Source organism: Flagellimonas okinawensis (assembly GCF_029194005.1).
In the GTDB taxonomy this organism is placed as follows: domain Bacteria; phylum Bacteroidota; class Bacteroidia; order Flavobacteriales; family Flavobacteriaceae; genus Flagellimonas; species Flagellimonas okinawensis.
On the sequence record NZ_JARFVA010000001.1, the window covers coordinates 286,056 to 303,762 of the forward strand.

The 17,707-nt window shown below is 40.7% G+C and carries 14 protein-coding genes; 3 read left to right on the plus strand and 11 right to left on the minus strand.

Annotation, left to right across the window (positions count from 1 at the left end; genetic code table 11):
* Positions 1-32: 32 nt before the first annotated feature.
* From ilvD to PY091_RS01375, 5 genes are all read right to left on the minus strand, one after another.
* Complete coding sequence (gene ilvD / locus PY091_RS01355; RefSeq protein ID WP_275647958.1) at positions 33-1,709, minus strand: dihydroxy-acid dehydratase; 1,677 nt, start codon at positions 1,707-1,709, stop codon at positions 33-35.
* A gap of 360 nt (positions 1,710-2,069) precedes the next feature.
* Positions 2,070-2,909 carry a 5-oxoprolinase subunit C family protein gene (locus PY091_RS01360; protein ID WP_275647959.1) on the minus strand — a complete coding sequence of 280 codons (840 nt, stop codon included), beginning with the start codon at positions 2,907-2,909 and terminating at the stop codon, positions 2,070-2,072.
* Entirely contained in the window at positions 2,902-3,636 is a 735-nt protein-coding gene (gene pxpB, locus PY091_RS01365; protein WP_275647960.1) for a 5-oxoprolinase subunit PxpB, read from the minus strand. Before pxpB ends, PY091_RS01360 begins: the two co-directional genes overlap by 8 nt.
* On the minus strand, positions 3,633-4,376 hold the full coding sequence (pxpA, locus tag PY091_RS01370; protein WP_275647961.1) for a 5-oxoprolinase subunit PxpA: 744 nt from the start codon (positions 4,374-4,376) through the stop codon (positions 3,633-3,635). The genes pxpB and pxpA overlap by 4 nt, the downstream gene beginning before the upstream one ends.
* The gene (locus PY091_RS01375; RefSeq protein ID WP_275647962.1) at positions 4,376-5,572 is read right to left on the minus strand and encodes an Nramp family divalent metal transporter; all 1,197 of its coding nucleotides are present in this window, start codon (positions 5,570-5,572) and stop codon (positions 4,376-4,378) included. The genes pxpA and PY091_RS01375 overlap by 1 nt, the downstream gene beginning before the upstream one ends.
* A gap of 180 nt (positions 5,573-5,752) precedes the next feature.
* On the opposite strand from PY091_RS01375, the gene PY091_RS01380 reads away from it, so the two are divergent.
* Positions 5,753-6,196: a hypothetical protein gene (locus PY091_RS01380; protein WP_275647963.1), complete on the plus strand. Its 444-nt coding sequence runs from the start codon at positions 5,753-5,755 to the stop codon at positions 6,194-6,196.
* Here PY091_RS01380 and PY091_RS01385 read toward each other — a convergent pair.
* Positions 6,193-6,603 (minus strand): hypothetical protein, encoded by a 411-nt coding sequence (locus PY091_RS01385; protein ID WP_275647964.1) that lies wholly within the window; start codon positions 6,601-6,603, stop codon positions 6,193-6,195. The genes PY091_RS01380 and PY091_RS01385 overlap by 4 nt on opposite strands.
* Positions 6,604-6,813: 210 nt before the next feature.
* Between PY091_RS01385 and PY091_RS01390 the strand changes: the two genes are divergently transcribed.
* Together PY091_RS01390 and PY091_RS01395 are read left to right on the plus strand one after the other, a co-directional pair.
* Positions 6,814-8,241: a M20 family peptidase gene (locus tag PY091_RS01390; RefSeq protein ID WP_275647965.1), complete on the plus strand. Its 1,428-nt coding sequence runs from the start codon at positions 6,814-6,816 to the stop codon at positions 8,239-8,241.
* A 130-nt stretch (positions 8,242-8,371) separates the two neighbouring features.
* Positions 8,372-8,902 (plus strand): nuclear transport factor 2 family protein, encoded by a 531-nt coding sequence (locus PY091_RS01395; protein WP_275647966.1) that lies wholly within the window; start codon positions 8,372-8,374, stop codon positions 8,900-8,902.
* Positions 8,903-9,007: 105 nt separating this feature from the next.
* Here the strand turns inward: PY091_RS01395 and PY091_RS01400 are convergent, their stop codons facing one another.
* The 5 genes from PY091_RS01400 to PY091_RS01420 form a co-directional block, all read right to left on the minus strand.
* Positions 9,008-10,543 (minus strand): YifB family Mg chelatase-like AAA ATPase, encoded by a 1,536-nt coding sequence (locus PY091_RS01400; RefSeq protein WP_275647967.1) that lies wholly within the window; start codon positions 10,541-10,543, stop codon positions 9,008-9,010.
* 106 nt (positions 10,544-10,649) lie between these two features.
* The gene (locus tag PY091_RS01405) at positions 10,650-13,034 is read right to left on the minus strand and encodes a penicillin acylase family protein (protein WP_275647968.1); all 2,385 of its coding nucleotides are present in this window, start codon (positions 13,032-13,034) and stop codon (positions 10,650-10,652) included.
* 81 nt (positions 13,035-13,115) lie between these two features.
* Positions 13,116-15,095 carry a protein-disulfide reductase DsbD family protein gene (locus PY091_RS01410; RefSeq protein WP_275647969.1) on the minus strand — a complete coding sequence of 660 codons (1,980 nt, stop codon included), beginning with the start codon at positions 15,093-15,095 and terminating at the stop codon, positions 13,116-13,118.
* On the minus strand, positions 15,092-16,399 hold the full coding sequence (gene tilS, locus PY091_RS01415) for a tRNA lysidine(34) synthetase TilS (protein WP_275647970.1): 1,308 nt from the start codon (positions 16,397-16,399) through the stop codon (positions 15,092-15,094). The genes PY091_RS01410 and tilS overlap by 4 nt, the downstream gene beginning before the upstream one ends.
* A gap of 22 nt (positions 16,400-16,421) precedes the next feature.
* Positions 16,422-17,705: an anthranilate synthase component I family protein gene (locus tag PY091_RS01420; protein ID WP_275647971.1), complete on the minus strand. Its 1,284-nt coding sequence runs from the start codon at positions 17,703-17,705 to the stop codon at positions 16,422-16,424.
* Between the last annotated feature and the right edge of the window lie 2 nt (positions 17,706-17,707).

The window sequence follows — 17,707 nt, forward strand, 5'->3', positions numbered from 1 at the left end:
CTAAATTGAGGGAGATACCCCTATCATAATTATTAGAACAAATCGGTAACACAGCCTTTTGCTGCAGACGAAACCGTTTTGGCGTATTTATATAAGCTCCCTGACTTCACTTTGAGCTCAGGTTGCTTCCATTCTTTTCTTCGCTTTTCGAACTCTTCGTCCGATATGTTTATGTTGATGGTATTCTTGACAGCATCAATAGTGATTTCATCGCCATCCTTTACCAATGCGATTCCTCCACCGACTTGAGCTTCGGGAGAAACGTGGCCCACTACAAATCCATGGGAACCACCGGAGAACCTACCATCTGTGATCAAGGCTACATCCTTACCAAGACCTGCTCCCATGATGGCGGAAGTTGGCTTTAGCATTTCTGGCATACCTGGAGCTCCTTTTGGGCCCTCGTAACGGATAACCACAACATCTCCTTTTTGAACTTTTCCTGTGTGAATGCCTTCGTTTACCGCAGCCTCGCTATCAAAAACACGTGCGGTTCCCGTAAATTCCAGACCTTCCTTACCTGTGATTTTAGCCACAGCACCTTCAGATGCCAAGTTTCCATATAATATACGGATATGCCCCGTTTCTTTAATCGGCTGGTCTTTCTTTCTTATAATGTCTTGGCCTTCGGCTAAATCCGGGGCATCCAACAAATTTTCCGCCAATGTTTTTCCAGTAACTGTCATACAATCACCATGAAGCATTCCTTCCTTCAACATATATTTCAATACCGCGGGAACACCTCCAACCTTGTGCAAGTCCTCCATTAAGTACTTACCACTTGGCTTTAAATCGGCCAACAATGGGGTGGATTCACTAATTCTTGTAATGTCTTCCAATGTAAAATCTACCTCAGCAGCATGGGCAATTGCCATAAAGTGAAGCACGGCATTGGTTGAACCACCAAGTACGGTGACCAACCTAAATGCGTTTTCCAAGGATTTTTTGGTCACAATATCCCTTGGTTTGATATCTTCTTTCAATAAATGATACAGAGCTGCGCCCGAAGCTTCACAGTCTGCTTGCTTTTTATCGTTTACTGCTGGAATTGAGGAATTGAAAGGCATGGACATCCCCATGGCCTCAATGGCCGAAGCCATGGTATTGGCAGTATACATACCCCCACAGGCACCAGCACCCGGACAAGCTTTATGAATGACTTCTTTAAATTCCTTCTCGTCTATGGTTCCCGCAACCTTTTGCCCGTAAGCTTCAAAAGCTGAGATAATATCCAGTTTTTTGTTGTTATGGCACCCAGGAGCAATGGTTCCGCCATACACTAATATGGAAGGTCGGTTCAATCGTAATTGAGCCATTAAGGCTCCTGGCATGTTTTTATCACAACCTACAACCGTTACAAGTCCATCATAACTCATGGCGTGTATTACGGTTTCGATGGAGTCGGCAATGATATCCCGCGATGGCAATGAATATCGCATACCTGGGGTACCGTTAGATATCCCGTCACTCACTCCAATGGTATTAAAAATAAGACCCACCAAATTAGAGGACTCGACTCCTTTTTTTACCTCAAGGGCTAAATCATTCAAATGCATGTTACAGGGGTTGCCCTCGTATCCTGTACTTGCTATTCCGATTAAAGGTTTTTGTAGATCTTCATCTGTTAGCCCAATTGCATGTAACATAGCTTGAGCGGCCGGCAGCGTTGGGTCTTGTGTTACTTTCTTACTAAACTTGTTCAATTCCATTATCAAATTTCATTCAAATACAGTATTCTTATGAATATATACCGCAATTCAAAGATAAATGTTTAAAAAACCCTAGATTTTTAACAGTTGTAAGCTGTTTAAATCCACTGGAAACATAATATAGTTATTTTACTGTATTTCAGTTATTTAGATTGTTTAAAATTCCAGTATTCAATTAATTTTATTGTAATAAAAAAGGCCTGTATCGCGTGGGATACAGGCCTTTTTTCGTCAATAGAAAGTCTGCATCACCCCATTTCTGGGATAATAATGACCTCGACAATGACTTGTTTGTTTGTTTTCATTATTCAATGGTACAAAAAAATGATGAAAGTAGATTTACTATGAGGTTAATAATTTTCAGACGAGTTTAAACTTCAATTCATCCCCAAACTTTTTCTGGGCAAGTACGGCAATAGATTCCTCACTGAGTTGAAGTATACGAGGATAGCCGCCCGTGGTTTGGCCGTCTTTCATTAAAATAATCATACGGCCTGCAGGGGTCAATTGAATGGTTCCGGGCAATGTTCCCGAAGTTAGCATGGAGTGGGAATGACCCGTAATCAATTCAGAAATTTGATAGGCCATCCGGTTATTTTCTTTGGACACGGAATAAGGCTTTGCAAATATCTCGGTTAGTTGACCATCCGATAGCAATGAGAATTCTGGGCCTTTGTAAACTTTTAAAACATTATGGTCAAAATGGTCGTCAATCTTTACTTCTGATATTTTAGGCTCATAGGAGACTGTTTCTTTGTAGGGCACCTCATCCCCATCCTTGAGTCGTGATGATTTTGTGACAGGATAAAATTGCGAACGACTATCCAGTAATTTTTCCGACTGAAAACCTCCTTTAATGGCCAAATAGCCCCTAAAGCCTTTTTCGAGCCGCCCATAAGAAAGAATATCGCCTTTACCTATTTTGATTACAGTATAATTATCGATGGGCTCATTGTTCAACGTGGCCACAATATGAGCACCGGACAAACTAATATAGGTTTCCGCATCAAACTGCAATGTTGGCCCTGTCATGGTAATTTCGAGCACAGCATCATTCTCGTCGTTCTCAAGTAAGAGATTTGCCTTTTTAACCGATTCCACATCCATGGCACCGGCAATGGGCACACCAATATCACGGTGTCCGAACCTTCCAAGGTCCTGGATACTCAGATAAAGCCCTGCTTTCAACACTTTAAGCATTCAAAACAACTTTTTCAGGTTCATAAATACCTACTTCGCCTTCAATTTTATGAAGCTTATATTCGGCCTTGGATATACTTTCAAACTGAATCTTGTCCCCCACTTTCACAAAACAAGGAGCCTTTTTAGTGGGGTCGAACAAATCTACTGGACAATTACCGATAATGTTCCAACCACCAGGCGAATCCTGTGGGTAAATACCTGTTTGCTTGCTAGCCAAACCTACCGAACCTTTATGTACTTTTAACCGCGGCTCAGCTCGACGCGGAATCTCTAAGGAAGATGGTAGTCCGCCCAAATACATGAATCCCGGCAAAAACCCTATACCATAAACCACATACTGATGTGATGTATGCTGTTCTATTAGTTCATCTACGGTAAGTCCCAAAGTTTTGGAAGCCTCTTCGATATCCATTCCAAATTCAAGGTCGTAGCATACGGGCAGCGTCCATAAATGTTGAACTCGCTCCGTTTTAGATTTGGCTTGCCGTTCATGGCATTCCAAAATCATGCTCTTGGTATCCTCAAAATCAATATGATCTTGATTATAGACCATTGTTAAAGAGTTATAGGCAACGGACATTTCCCAGCCGGGAATTTTCAGTTCCTTAAAGGCATCCATAAAATCAAGGATATCTGCTAGAATGGATTCGCTCACCTTTTCGGGCCATTCTACTAAAACAGCTCGTTCTCCGAAAGGCTTAATACTTATGGGGTAACTTTTCACTTTGCTAATTGCACCTGATTTTGGGGTAATGCTGTAGAAAGATACATTAATATTTTTAATGCAGAAACCGTATCGCCATGTATACAGAGGGTATCAGCTTTTATTTTGAAAGAATCACCGTTCACAGCCAAAACCTCATCTTTTTTAATGATGGGCAATACATGTTTTAAAACAGCTTCGGGCTCCTCTATCAATGCGTTTTGTTCCTTTCTGGACACAAGGGATAAATCCGGGTTGTAGTTTCTATCCGCAAAGGCTTCAAACCAAATTTTAAATCCTCTCTCCACTGCTATTCTTGTAATTACAGAATGGAAGGGAACATAAACAATGGCCTTCTCTTTATACTCTTGAATGGCATCCAAATATAATTTTGCCAATCCTTCATCCTTGGCCGTTTGATTGTATAAGGCTCCATGGGCTTTAATATGATGCAACGGCAGACCTACTTGTTTCAACACCTCATCAAAGTCGAACAATTGTTTCCGGATACTTTTAATTAGATCATGGTCCGAAATAAGCATCACTTCCCTTCCAAAATTGGCTTTATCGGGAAATGAAGGGTGCGAACCAACCTTAATATTATGTTGTTTGGCGAGGGATACTACCCTAAGCATGGTTTCCAAATCTCCTGCATGCCCCCCACAAGCAATATTACACGAACTGATATATGGGAAAATTTCACCTTCATTGCCTACCCCCTCACCTACATCACAGTTAATATCTATGCTAAACTCTTCCATTAAAACAATCCGATCACTTTTAGTACACTTTTCGCCCCAAGGAATATCGCAAATACCACAATGGCTACCCCGAAAGCATTCTGCATCATGGAGTTTCTGTTTTCACCCATCACAGATTTCTTGTTCACTACCCACAGTAGCAGCAAAGCCATCACGGGAAGCAATACACCATTGGCCACTTGTGCAAATTGAATCACTTCAATGGGTTTAATATCAAAAGAAAGGAAAACAACACCGCACAACAGTACAATACCCCAGACCATTTTAAATTTTTTATTCTGCATACCACCTTCCCAACCAAAACAACTACTGGCCACATAGGCCGCAGCCAAAGGAGCCGTTATCGCTGATGTGATCCCGGCCGCCAATAGACCTATTGCCATAAACAAGAATGCCATTTTACCGAATAACGGTTCCAAAGCAATGGCCATATCCAAAGCGTTATTGATTTCTGAAATGGGCGCTGCAGAAGCCGTGACCAAAATAGCCATGGAAACCAGACCTCCCAACCCAATGGAGATGGTCGTATCCCAGTTCACAGCTTTTAAATCACTTTTTGAATTCCATTTTTCTTTGACCAAAGAAGCATGCAAAAAAAGATTGTATGGAACTACCGTTGTACCCACAAGAGCTACAACAGTTAATAATCCATTTTCAGGTAGTTTTGGTACAAACAATCCTTTTATTATTTCCAACATGGATGGCTGGGTGATTATGGCACACACCACGAAACTAACCCCCATTACCCCTACCAGTCCAACAAATATTTTTTCCAAAATCTTGTAACTACTGAACCATAATAATAGAAATATGACGCCTCCAATAAAAACCGGTAAAAAAGGTCTGAGTTGAGGTTGGGGAAATAATTGCTCGAGCCCAAGTGTTGCACCTCCAATGTTACCTGCTTCGTAGGCTGCATTGCCAACTAAAATTGCTCCCAAAACTATGGCGATAACAATATTTCTGACCCAAGGGGTTTTAAGCTCTTTACGCACCACGTCCAAAAGGCCGCTTTGTGTTACAAGACCAATTCTCCCTGCCATTCCCTGCAATACAATGGTAGCAATGATCGAAATTAAAAGAGCCCACAACAAAGCATAGCCAAAACGGGCTCCGGCAAGGGTACACATAGTTATGGTTCCCGGTCCCACAAAGGCTGCTGCGACCAGAACTCCCGGTCCTATTTTTTTAAACATGGATTCTTTGGTTTTGGTGCGCTTAAATTAAAAGTATAAATGGACAAATCATGCATTTCATCCGAAAAAGTGTATTTCGTCTAAAAGTGAAATGCCGTACGTCGATTTTTTATACTATTTCAAAAATCTCAAAGTTATAATAGTCCCAAATCATACTTAGACTTAAACCTGACAAAACTTATGACATGTAAGGATTGCGGCAAAGACATTAACCCCCAACAGTTTAAAGATTCGAAAGAGTCTTTAGGTGTAGCGCTTTGCGAAAGACATACACGCCTCATTAAAAAGGTGATCCTGGACAACGACACCCCGATTGATGCCATTCATTTATTTTATGCATTAAAAGATGCCGGAGTCTACCCCATGCTAGAATGGTGGGATGGTAAAAAATCTGTTGACATTGCTATATCAAGAGTCAAGCTTAACATTGAGATTGACAAAAATTACAACATGATTACGCATGAACAAGCCATTAGCGACTTGGAAGATGCCATGCATTCGTTTAAAAACGGCTTTACGACCATACGTATACCTCATCTGGCAATAAAATATTACCTAGAAGAAACTGTTGAAAATATACTTGGAATTATTTCAGGGCTAAAGGCTAACATCAAAGCAATTTAATCACAGTACTGGACACTGCTCGCTTTTTTCGTGTGCTTGTATTCCAGAATGTTAATGACCACCGTGTCCTCACCGATGTTCTCTAAATCGTTGACATAGTTCTTGCCCTTATTTTCGAAATATTCGGTATCACCTTGGTTCAGTTTTATCATATCGATTTTTCCATTTCCATATCTGGTAATCAATAAGCCGCCTGTTGTGCACACCCATCCATAATTGACATTGTGCCTTCTAAACGACAAGCGTTCTCCCGGAAGTAATCGTAAGTCCCAAAGTTTTATACCATCGTTTTCAAAAACCAAACGATCGCTCAAAGAATTTTTTATTTCTTGATGTAGCAACTCATCAATCCTCTCCTGCTCCCAAGGGTCAAAATTACCCGTTGGGTTCAACTCCACACATTGCATGTACTATTATTTTCTAAAAACTGGGCAAAAGTACACCTTAATCAACTTAATTACAGTAGATTAAGTTACTTTTAACGTATTGCTTGACTATCTCTCTAAATAAATAGGAATTATTATCAATTTATTCAGTATCCAAGGATTAAATTATTTTTTTCTGATTGATTCACTGATGATTTTTATCTAATTTGGGACAAACAACCAAAACCAACCATGAAAAAAATTCTTCTTGCCGTTCTAGGCTTAATCGTAGTACTTGCTGCCGTATTAATTTTCAACACCCTATCACTTAGTTCAAAACAGGTTGATTCCGAGCCATTGGAGGCCATGAACTTTCCAGACCGTGCATTTGATAACCTGTCAAAAGCAGTGCAATACAAAACTATTTCCTTCAGCGAAGATGCAATCCCAGATTCCACTGCATTTAATGGGTTCCATCAATTTCTGTACGAAACGTACCCACTACTCCATCAAAATTTGACATTGGAGAAAATAAACGAATATAGCTTGTTGTATAAATGGGAAGGAACCGATTCGTCGAAAAAACCAATAATACTGCTTTCTCACCAAGATGTGGTACCTGTGGACCAACCTACATTGGGAGATTGGGAAGCTGGACCTTTTGAAGGAAAAATAACAGATAGCCACATTATTGGCCGTGGTACTCTGGACGACAAAAGCTCTCTGATGGCACTTATGGAATCCGTTGAACTTTTGCTTAAAGAATCGTTCGCCCCAGAACAGAATATATATCTGGCATTTGGACATGACGAAGAGCTTGGAGGTGAAAATGGTGCCAAGGCCATTGCCGCCTACCTGAAAGAAAAAGGAGTAGAAGCTGCCATGACTTTGGACGAAGGTGGATTTTTAGCAGAAAATATGGTTCCTGATTTTGATAAAACCGTTGCTATGGTGAATTTGGCCGAGAAAGGCTATGCCTCGTTCAATCTTATTGTACAGACTACCGGAGGCCATAGTTCCGCTCCACCAGAAAACAACACCTTGGGTATGTTGGCGCAAGCCATTGTTGATTTAGAGAACAATCAACTACCTTATAAACTGGTGAAACCCATCGATTATCAGTTTGAATATATGGGCGCCGAAATGCCCTTTTTTAAAAAAATGGCGTTTGCCAACCCTTGGCTATTTAAAGCACCTGTGCTAAAAGCATTGAATGCACATACCACAACAGCCCCCACTATAATCGAGGGAGGGGTAAAAGACAACGTAATTCCGACCCTTGGAAAAGCCACGATTAATTTTAGAATTCTCCCAGGTGAAACCATCGAATCCGTAAAAGCGCACATTCAAGAAACTGTTGGTGATAAAATCAAAGTTGAACTAGACGGTTTCGCTACAAATCCGTCACCTGTTTCCGGTATTGAATCGGATGCATTTAAAAACTTGGAAAAAACCATTCGTTCCGTTTTTCCCGAAGCTGTCGTGGTTCCTGGATTAATTGGTGGCGGCACCGATGCCAGATATTTTTATGACATTTCTGAAGATGTTTATCGCTTTTATCCTATTAGAATTGGACCGGACAGTATGACACGGTTTCATGGAATAGATGAAAAAATCGAAAAAGAAAACTACAAGGAGATGGTCATATTCACCTATAATTTGATAAAAAGGTTCAATTAATATATCCCAACTATCCTTCACGGTCAAAGCTGCAGCATAGGATGGCTTCGGTGACATACCCGAATGTGCATTTATGAAATATTAAACTCAGGCTTTCTGCAAATTCTTTTTATAAAATCGAGTTATACAAATGAAAAAAATTAAATCCTTTATTACCTTAATACTTGCATTAAGTGTTACCTGTGCTAATGCGAGCAATCCTAAAAACGGTAAAATTGAAACTGCAAATGATTCACTAAGGCTAGCGGAACTAAATAACTTTTGGGCCGAGGTTTCGAGAACTGTAAAAGAGGGAGACTTCGAAGGTTATAAAGCTACCTATCATGAAGATGCGGTTGTTGTATTTACAACTGGTAAAAACAAAGGATCTGTATCTATTGCGAAGGCACTACAAAACTGGAAACAAGGTTTCATGGACACCAAAACAGGAAAAACACAAAATAATGTGGAATTCCGTTTCTCACAGCGGATAGGTGACGAAACTACTGCTCATGAAACAGGGATTTTTGCGTTCCAATCCAACAATGGGGCTGGTAACGCCAATCAAAAACAATTTGTACATTTTAATGCGCTACTCATAAAACGCGATAAAACTTGGTTTTTGGTAATGGAATATCAGAAATCCAAAGCTACTGAAGAAGAGTGGAACTTATTGGAGTAATCCTGCCTTCTGCATTAAAAAGATAACATCCATTACAGGGTCATGATAGCGTTGTATTCTATTGTGACTGTGTGTTTTTGGTATAAAAAGATATAATAGTCTTTTTCACCCTAACCAACCATCTCTATCTAGACTTCGATACTGAATGGCTTCGGAAATATGATTTTCATTTACTTCCGAAGTCTGTTCCAAATCCGCAATGGTTCGGGACACTTTTAGAATACGATCATAAGCCCTGGCCGAAAGATTTAATCGTTGCATAGCATCTTTTAAAAGATTTTTGGAGGTGTTGTTCAATGCACAGAACTCTCGGATATGCTTAGTACCCATTTGTGCATTATAGTGTATCCCCTCCACCATTTTAAATCTTTGGGTCTGAATTTCTCTCGCAGCCTCCACTCGTTTTCTAATTACCATACTGCTTTCACCTTTACGGTCTTCAGATAATTTATCAAAAGGAACAGGCGTCACCTCGATATGAATATCGATCCTATCCAACAAAGGACCGGAGATTTTACCCAAGTAGCGTTGCATTTCGGCTGGGCTGGATGTTACCGGAGCATCGGGATCATTGAAATAGCCTCCCGGGCTGGGGTTCATGCTTGCGACCAACATAAAGCTACTTGGATAAGTGACCGTAAATTGTGCCCTGGCAATAGTTACTTCCCTATCTTCCATAGGCTGACGCATTACTTCGAGCACCCTACGTTCAAACTCAGGCAATTCATCCAAAAACAAAACACCATTATGGGACAATGATATCTCCCCTGGCCGTGGATAACTGCCCCCTCCCACCAAAGCAGCGGAACTTATGGTATGGTGAGGGTTCCTAAACGGTCTTTGGCTCATCAAACCTTTATTTTTCACCTTCCCCACTACACTATGTATTTTAGTGGTCTCCAAGGCTTCGTGCAAGGTCATTGGCGGCAAAATAGAAGGTAAACGCTTGGCCAACATTGTTTTGCCAGCACCCGGTGGACCGATCAATATAATATTATGCCCTCCCGCTGCGGCAATTTCCATACATCGTTTAATACTTTCTTGCCCCTTTACATCAGCAAAATCAAACTCTGGAAAATCAAGGTGCTCATAATATTCTTTTCGCGTATCCACTTTGGTTTGTTCCAATGGAACAGCTGAATCAAAAAACTCGATCACCTCTTTTATATTTTCTACGCCATAAATCTTAAGACCATCTACAACAGCCGCCTCATTGGCATTCTCCTTTGGTAAAATAAACCCTTCAAATCCCTCCTCTTTTGCCTTAATGGCGATGGGCAGCGCGCCTTTAATGGGCAAGAGACTCCCATCCAACGAAAGCTCTCCCATGATCAAATATTTTTCGATACCCTCCGAATGAATTTGGCTAGATGCTGCCAATATGCCTATAGCCAAAGTAAGGTCGTATGCAGAACCCTCCTTTCGTAGATCGGCCGGCGCCATGTTTATTGTGATTTTTTTACCGGGAATACGATATCCGTTGTTCTGTAGTGCGGCCGCAATTCTGTAATTGCTTTCCTTGATGGCATTATCCGGCAATCCTACCAAATGGTACCCAATGCCTTTATCAATATTAACTTCAACTACAATGGTTGTTGCTTCAATACCAAAAACGGCACTTCCGTGGACTTTAATGAGCATGTGGAATTTCTGAATGAATAAGATTGAAAAATAGCCAATCCTATGACAAAAAGAATTTCCCTTTTGATGAATGCCCTATTATGAATTGATGAAAACAGCTTCTGAATTAACGAAAGATCAGAACGGATTCAGCAGTCTCTTCTATTTCTTGTTTGTTCATCATCATTTTTCGGAACTCACCATTAACATACATTTGAGCCTGATCCTCATAATGTTTACTGAATGGATTTCCTGATTGACCCGTAGGAAGAATACTGATACTGTTCTCCACATCCGAAAAGTCTATAATACGCCTTGTGGATGGCCCTGAACTTACTTTATAGAAACCTGTTCCATCGTACGGAAATGATAGGTTGTTGATTACCTCACGGGTTCCTTCAACAGGAAACGGTCCTACATTAAAATATTTGCGAAGTGATTCGATTTGCCCAAACGGATGTTGGTGCTCAATGGTGTGTACCTTGTCCCATGTCCATTCACTCGGGTCATCTCCAAAATCAGCTACAAGTGATTCCCAAGTTTGAGCAAATGACATCATAACAATGTCTTGCCGTGTTTCAATTTCAGGAGTATTGACGTTATCCCACCAAACACCACTTTTCATTCCAGAGCCCCATGCTATTTGCCTTTTAAACAAATGTGTGGACAAAAATTGTTTGAACATTTCCGGTCCCAGTTCATCCTCCATGGTGTTTTTGACCATATTGTACAGAGTTCGATGGTAGATCAACGGGCTTGTGGCTTTTAAGGAGTACTCTCCATCCCAATTCTTCAAAGAATCCAAAAGCGCCAGCTGCTCTTTGTCCAAATGTGTTACATCAAAAAGTTTGATCAGTTCGGTAACCACTTCGGTATTGACCGGGGAGGTAACATCCAATATCATTTCGGATATGGCTTCCTTGTCCCAATCGTCTTTTGCATCTAACAACTGCACAATACGTTTTGCCCTGTTCTCCGGTAAATAATATCCTGGATACAGCATGCCTGCTATAGAATCGGGCTGATTATTGGCGGAATACACGTAGTTCCACGGCGGGTTTTCCGCCATTGGATTCTCAGAGAAATCCAAATATCTCAATGGCTCATCTTTTCCTGTAGCTCCATCCAAAACAAATTTTGTGGATAAGCTATCTGGCATTTCATACAATTTGGCAGTAGCCCACCATGCTACATTGCCTTCGGCATCGCCATACATTACGTTGAGCCCCGGTGCATGGATATTTGGCAATGCACTTTTAAACTCTTCCCTGTTTGAGGCATGGCTTAACCCATACAAGGCATGGAGCACCATATTTTTGGGTTTGGTATAAATCCAAGACATAGCTATTGGCCTGTCTCCCGATATTTGATCCGCGATATTATTGAGAACAGGACCGTGATGTGTTTTCTTATAGGTAAAGCTCACATCGTCCCCGTCCTTCACCTTTATAGTTTTATTTACGAATTCATAGTTCTTCCAGCCCTCGGGAGTTTTATATTGGGTACTGTCCGTTGGATTGGATTCCTCATAGTAAAAGTCGATATCATCATTTTCGAACATGGTAAGCCCATACGCCAATTTCCTATTGTGAGCAAGTAAAGGAAATGGAACTCCTGCTAGATGATATCCGTATTTTTCGTAAGTCGGGGTACTTACATGTGCTTCGTACCAAACGGAAGGTTGTGCAAAACCAATATGCGGGTCGTTGGCGAAAATGACCTTTCCATTTTTTGTTTTTTCCGGGGCAACCACCCAGCTATTACTTCCCTCGAACTGTGGAATTGGAAGTTTATCCAATGCTGCGGTAACACTTGCAGTAATATTGGTGCCCAACGTATCGGTTTTCTCTCCTTTATAATTTTTTATCCAAACGGTAGAAGTGTCCGAGCTTATGGCTAGATCTTTTAAATATGCTTCCCCGAGCTTATTGCGCATACTTGTCAATAACGGGTCGGTCTTATGGGCCATGGCAAAGCTGAAGGCCATATAACCTACTGCATTGTACACATCTTCAATAGAAAATGGTTCCTTTTCAATACCCGTCAAATAAAACTCGATGGGGGTAGGTCCATTTTTTATAAACTCGTTGATTCCATCTAAATAGGCTTGAGACAATGCAATGGTTTCACTGGTTTGGTCCAAACTGGAAAGTGTTTCTTTGGTGTGATCGTCTATACCCAGCGAAAGGAAAAATTTATCCGTTTTAACCATATCCTCTCCAAAAACTTCGGATAGCCTACCCTTTGCAATTCGGCGTAATAGCTCCATTTGCCATAAACGGTCTTGTGCATGTACGTACCCCAAAGCTTTTAAAGCATCTGTTTCATTTTCGGCATAAATGTGCGGGATACCGTAAGGGTCGAAATAGGTAGTTACTTCACTCGAAATACCAGGCAATGATTTTTCGCCGCCGTAATCAGGTTTTAAGCTGTTTATAAATATGGCAACGCCTATAATTACAAGTAAAATCAGTCCTGCGAGAACAAGAAGAATCTTTTTGAACTTTTTCACGAAGATTGGTTAAGCAAATTAGTCCTACCTAAGGTATAACTATTTTCTTAGAACCATAACAAAATAAAAGACAATTGTAAATTATTTGTTCATGGAAAGATGATGCTTCTGAAGGCCCGATTTTAACCACTCTTCGTATGTTTCAACATCAACATACTGCACGGCATCATTCAAAATTTCCAAATTTGGGGATAGCAGTACGTAATAAGGCTGTGATGCGGCATTAAAATTAATGGTTTGAAAAGTTCCCCATTTTTGACCCACAGTTTCAATAGCCTTTATTCTTCCTGAATCAAACTTAAAATCGAACTGCTCCGTTTCGGGCAATTCCTTTCTATCGTCCACATATAGCGAAATCAAAACATAATCATCCTTAAGAATGGGGTAAACATTTGGATCGCTCCAAACATTCTCTTCCATTTTTCTGCAGTTTACACAAGCCCAGCCCGTAAAATCGAGCAAAATGGGCTTGTTCACCTCTTGAGCATGCGCAACACCTTCTTCAAAATCTTTGTAACAATCGAGACCTAAAGGGCAATCACTTTCTGTTTCCACAACACTGTAAAAGCTTGGTGGTGGAAAGCCACTCAACAACTTCAGGTTACTGAAATTAAAGAGACCCAATATCAAATAAATCGTAAAGGCAAAACTTAACAGGCCGACCATTTTTCTGGCAGGAGACAAGTTCTTTTTAGGTCCATCATGTGGAAATCTAAAAATTCCAAAGAGATACAAGGTCATTAAAATGAAGAGCACCACCCATATTCCCACAAAAATCTCTCGTTTGAATATTCCCCAGTTACCCACTAAGTCGGCATTGGATAAAAACTTGAATGCCAAGGCAAGTTCCAAGAAACCAAGTACCACTTTAACGGTGGTCATCCACCCTCCGGATTTTGGCAAAGAGTTCAACCAAGCTGGGAACATGGCGAACAACGCGAACGGAAGTGCCAAGGCCAAACCGAAACCGACCATTCCAGAAGTCAAGTTGGTGGCTACATTACCCTCTGCCAATGTTGTGCTCCCCAATAATCCGCCCAATATGGGCCCTGTACAGGAGAAAGAAACAATGGCCAAGGTCAAAGCCATGAAAAAGATACCGAGTCCCCCCCCTACTTTGGACGAGGCGGAATCCATTTTATTGGCCCATGAACTAGGCAACGTTAATTCGTAATACCCAAAAAATGAAAAGGCAAAGAATACGAAAATGATGAAAAAGAATACATTTAGCCAAATGTTCGTGGCGATGGTGTTCAATATTTGCGAGTCTACCGAATTGAACAAATGGAACGGTAAGCTCAACAAGAAATAAATCAGAACAATAAAGAATCCATAAAGTAAGGCATTCGCAATCCCCTTGGATTTATTTTGAGTCTGTTTGGTGAAAAACGAAACGGTCAACGGAATCATCGGAAAAACACAAGGGGTCAACAATGCGATCAAACCGCCAATAAAGCCCAATCCAAAAATCACCCATAAATTGGATTTACCCTCGGAATCCGTTACTCCTCCTTGATTGAGCAGTTGCTTATTCTTGAAATCCACTTTAAGAGATTCACCTAATGCAACACTACGTTCGTCCAAGGAAGTTTCTTCGGCCACAAAACCACTGCCATCCAAAGAAATCTCGAAAAATTCATCCACCGGAAGACAAACCTCTTTGCAAATCTGATAAAATAGATTGACCGATATCTGATTGACTTCAGGATCTAGCAATTTTATCTTTTGGGTGAATATGGCCTCTCCTTTAAAGAAGGTCTCCTCTACTTCAAAAATATCACTATACTCTTTTATGGTCTCGCTCTCTTCGGTCTTTCCAACAAGCTCATAATCCTCACCAGCTTTTTCAAAAGTGAACTCACTAGGTAGGGAGCCTCCCTCTGCTGTGTATTGGGAATACACATGCCATCCGTCCATAATTTTCCCTTTGAACACTAACTCGTATTCGGTATCGGATAATTTATGTACTTCGTGACTCCAAACCGCTGGATTCTCTTCGGTTTGTGCGAATGTGGTTAGATTGACAAAAAATAATCCTAAAAAGAGTATTAAAAATCTCATTTAACTTGTGTAATCTTTACTATTTGTTGGGTTGATTCCTCAACCCTGAATCGTTCATCTGCTCGTTTGCCCACTACCCAAACAATTTCGTTGTTTGAGCAGAGAAGCCACTGTTTATCTTTGGAAATCTGGTCTATTTTTTCATCCTTGAAAAACTTGGATAACTTTTTTTTGCCCTCCATCCCAAAAGGATAAAAATAGTCGCCATTTTTCCTCTTTCTTAACACTAACGGAAAGTTTAACTTTTCCTTATCCAAAAATATGACATTTTCTCCTTGTTTATCAAGGGTTTTCACTTCTTCAATCTTTAATTGAACTGGCAGGTCGGGTGTGCCTTCCGTTAAATAGACAAGGTGATTGACATTTACCCTATTTTTTATTTTGGAAAGAATTAGGTGGTCCCGGTCTTTAAGCAAAATGTGCGACTTGGACATTACTTTTTTTCCACTGGTCGCAGTCAATAGATTTTTGACGTCCTCCCATTCGGTAAAACCAAAATCTTTCAACAAGCCATATAAGTGGGCATCCAAAGGATGTAACTTCTTTAGTTCCGCAATACTTATTTTGATTTCACCTTCCCATTCCCTGAACAATTTGGACCTTAACTCGTTCAAATAAAGACTTGCCAAATCGTTGGTCTGTTCTAAATGCTTTTGTGTGTTGAGGAAGTTTTGCAAAAAAGCTGGGTGCAACTCCTTTAAAGAAGGTACTATTTCGTGACGAATCTTATTGCGAAGGTATTTGGTACTTGCATTGCTGCTATCTTCCCGCCAGTCCACACCTTCGGAATTGGCGTATTCCAAAACTTCGTTTTGCGAAAATGGCAACAAAGGCCGAATTACTTTTCCGTTTACTTCGGGAATACCTGAGAGTCCATCAATACCTGTTCCTCGTGACAAGTTGATCAAGAAAGTTTCCAGACTATCATCGGCGTGATGGGCCGTTAAAACATAATCATAACCTTTCGTTTCCAACAATTCATCAAACCATTGGTAACGTAATTCCCTGGCAGCCATTTGCACGGACAAACCCTGTTCTTTGGCAAAGGCCTCGGTTTCAAATCGCCCTACATAAACTTCCACGTCCAATTTCGACGCCAAATCAAGGACAAAAGTCTCGTCCCCATCACTTTCTTCACCCCTGAGATTGAAATTGCAATGAGCCATGGCAAAATTCAATTCGATATTGGCACACAAATGGGCCAATACTACACTATCCACCCCTCCACTACAAGCCAAAAGCAAGCGCTTACCCATTAAAAAGGGCATTGTACTGGTAATGTGTTCCTTAAAATTTGCCAACATGCCGCGAATTTACGAATAAACCTTAGTCTTGTTCCAAAACTGTTCGCATAGCCTTGGCTTTCAGCAAACATTCTGCGTATTCATTTTCGGGTATTGATTTGGAAGTTATGGCACTTCCTACGGAAAAGGAAACGTATTTTTCACTGGCATTGTACAAAATACTGCGTATCACCACATTGAAGTCCATATTTCCGTTCGGAGCAAAATAACCAACAGCTCCACTGTACAAACCCCGTTTGGTCTCTTCCAATTCTTCGATAATCTTCATTGCAGATATTTTTGGAGCGCCTGTCATACTCCCCATCGGAAAAGTTTCCCTGATCAATTCCAAAGGGTTCTTACCCCCCGGAACCATTGAAACAACGGTGGAGATCAACTGGTGTACCTGTTTGAATGTGTAGACCTTACAAAGTTCTTCAACATTTACCGAACCTTTGATGGCACTTTTGGACAAGTCGTTACGGACCAAATCGGTAATCATAATGTTTTCGGAGCGTTCCTTTTGATCCTGAACCAGTTCTTTTTTGATTACGTTGTCTTCCTTATCATCCTCTCCTCGCCGTGCCGTCCCCTTGATAGGTTGAGAGATTACCTTATCTCCCATTTTTTTAATGTAACGCTCAGGGGAAGCACACATTAAATAGTTTTCACCTAATCCAAGGAATGCCGCAAACGGAGGTTCCGAGATACGATTGAGCCGATCATAGGTTTCCCATGGGTCCAAAGAAACATTTTCCGCATAGAACTCTTGGCAAAAATTGGCCTCATAAATATCACCACGATGAATGTGCTCCAAAAAACGATTGGCCTTTTCAAAATAGGCATCTTTATGGATGCGCATCTTAATTTTTATCGGGTCATCTTGCTTATGTAATGCATTCTGAGGTTGAACTATGAAGATATCTTTATAGTCTTGTTGAATTTCATCGGAACAATGCTCTAAATAGTTAAAATGAAGGTGTCCATCTAAAACAATGATCAGTTTACTGGGTTGAAAAAACTGAATTGTTGGAAAATTCAATGAGTCTGCGTTCCATGAAGACAACTCCTCCAATTCATTTTTAAAATCATAGGAAAAATAACCGAACAGCCAATCGTTTTCCTGTTGTAGAAAATCATTTAGCCCATCCGCATTCTTTAAAATTTGAGATGCACCAACGGCCAAACAGGCCTCGAAACTGGAATACTTGTCCGTATGTGAATTGCTATCCAACCACACCACATGTTGATGACCACGAGACCAATCGAACAAAGCCTTTTTACTTTGTTCTAGGGAATCTATTTTAAAGGTACGTTGTACACGCAATC

Coding starts and splice junctions, on each gene's coding strand:
- PY091_RS01410 (WP_275647969.1), bottom strand. CDS start 15,095: ATGAGATTTTTAATACTCTTTTTAGGATTATTTTTTGTCAATCTAACC.
- PY091_RS01395 (WP_275647966.1), top strand. CDS start 8,372: ATGAAAAAAATTAAATCCTTTATTACCTTAATACTTGCATTAAGTGTT.
- tilS (WP_275647970.1), bottom strand. CDS start 16,399: ATGTTGGCAAATTTTAAGGAACACATTACCAGTACAATGCCCTTTTTA.
- PY091_RS01390 (WP_275647965.1), top strand. CDS start 6,814: ATGAAAAAAATTCTTCTTGCCGTTCTAGGCTTAATCGTAGTACTTGCT.
- PY091_RS01385 (WP_275647964.1), bottom strand. CDS start 6,603: ATGCAATGTGTGGAGTTGAACCCAACGGGTAATTTTGACCCTTGGGAG.
- ilvD (WP_275647958.1), bottom strand. CDS start 1,709: ATGGAATTGAACAAGTTTAGTAAGAAAGTAACACAAGACCCAACGCTG.
- PY091_RS01360 (WP_275647959.1), bottom strand. CDS start 2,909: ATGCTTAAAGTGTTGAAAGCAGGGCTTTATCTGAGTATCCAGGACCTT.
- PY091_RS01375 (WP_275647962.1), bottom strand. CDS start 5,572: ATGTTTAAAAAAATAGGACCGGGAGTTCTGGTCGCAGCAGCCTTTGTG.
- PY091_RS01400 (WP_275647967.1), bottom strand. CDS start 10,543: ATGCTCATTAAAGTCCACGGAAGTGCCGTTTTTGGTATTGAAGCAACA.
- PY091_RS01380 (WP_275647963.1), top strand. CDS start 5,753: ATGACATGTAAGGATTGCGGCAAAGACATTAACCCCCAACAGTTTAAA.
- pxpA (WP_275647961.1), bottom strand. CDS start 4,376: ATGGAAGAGTTTAGCATAGATATTAACTGTGATGTAGGTGAGGGGGTA.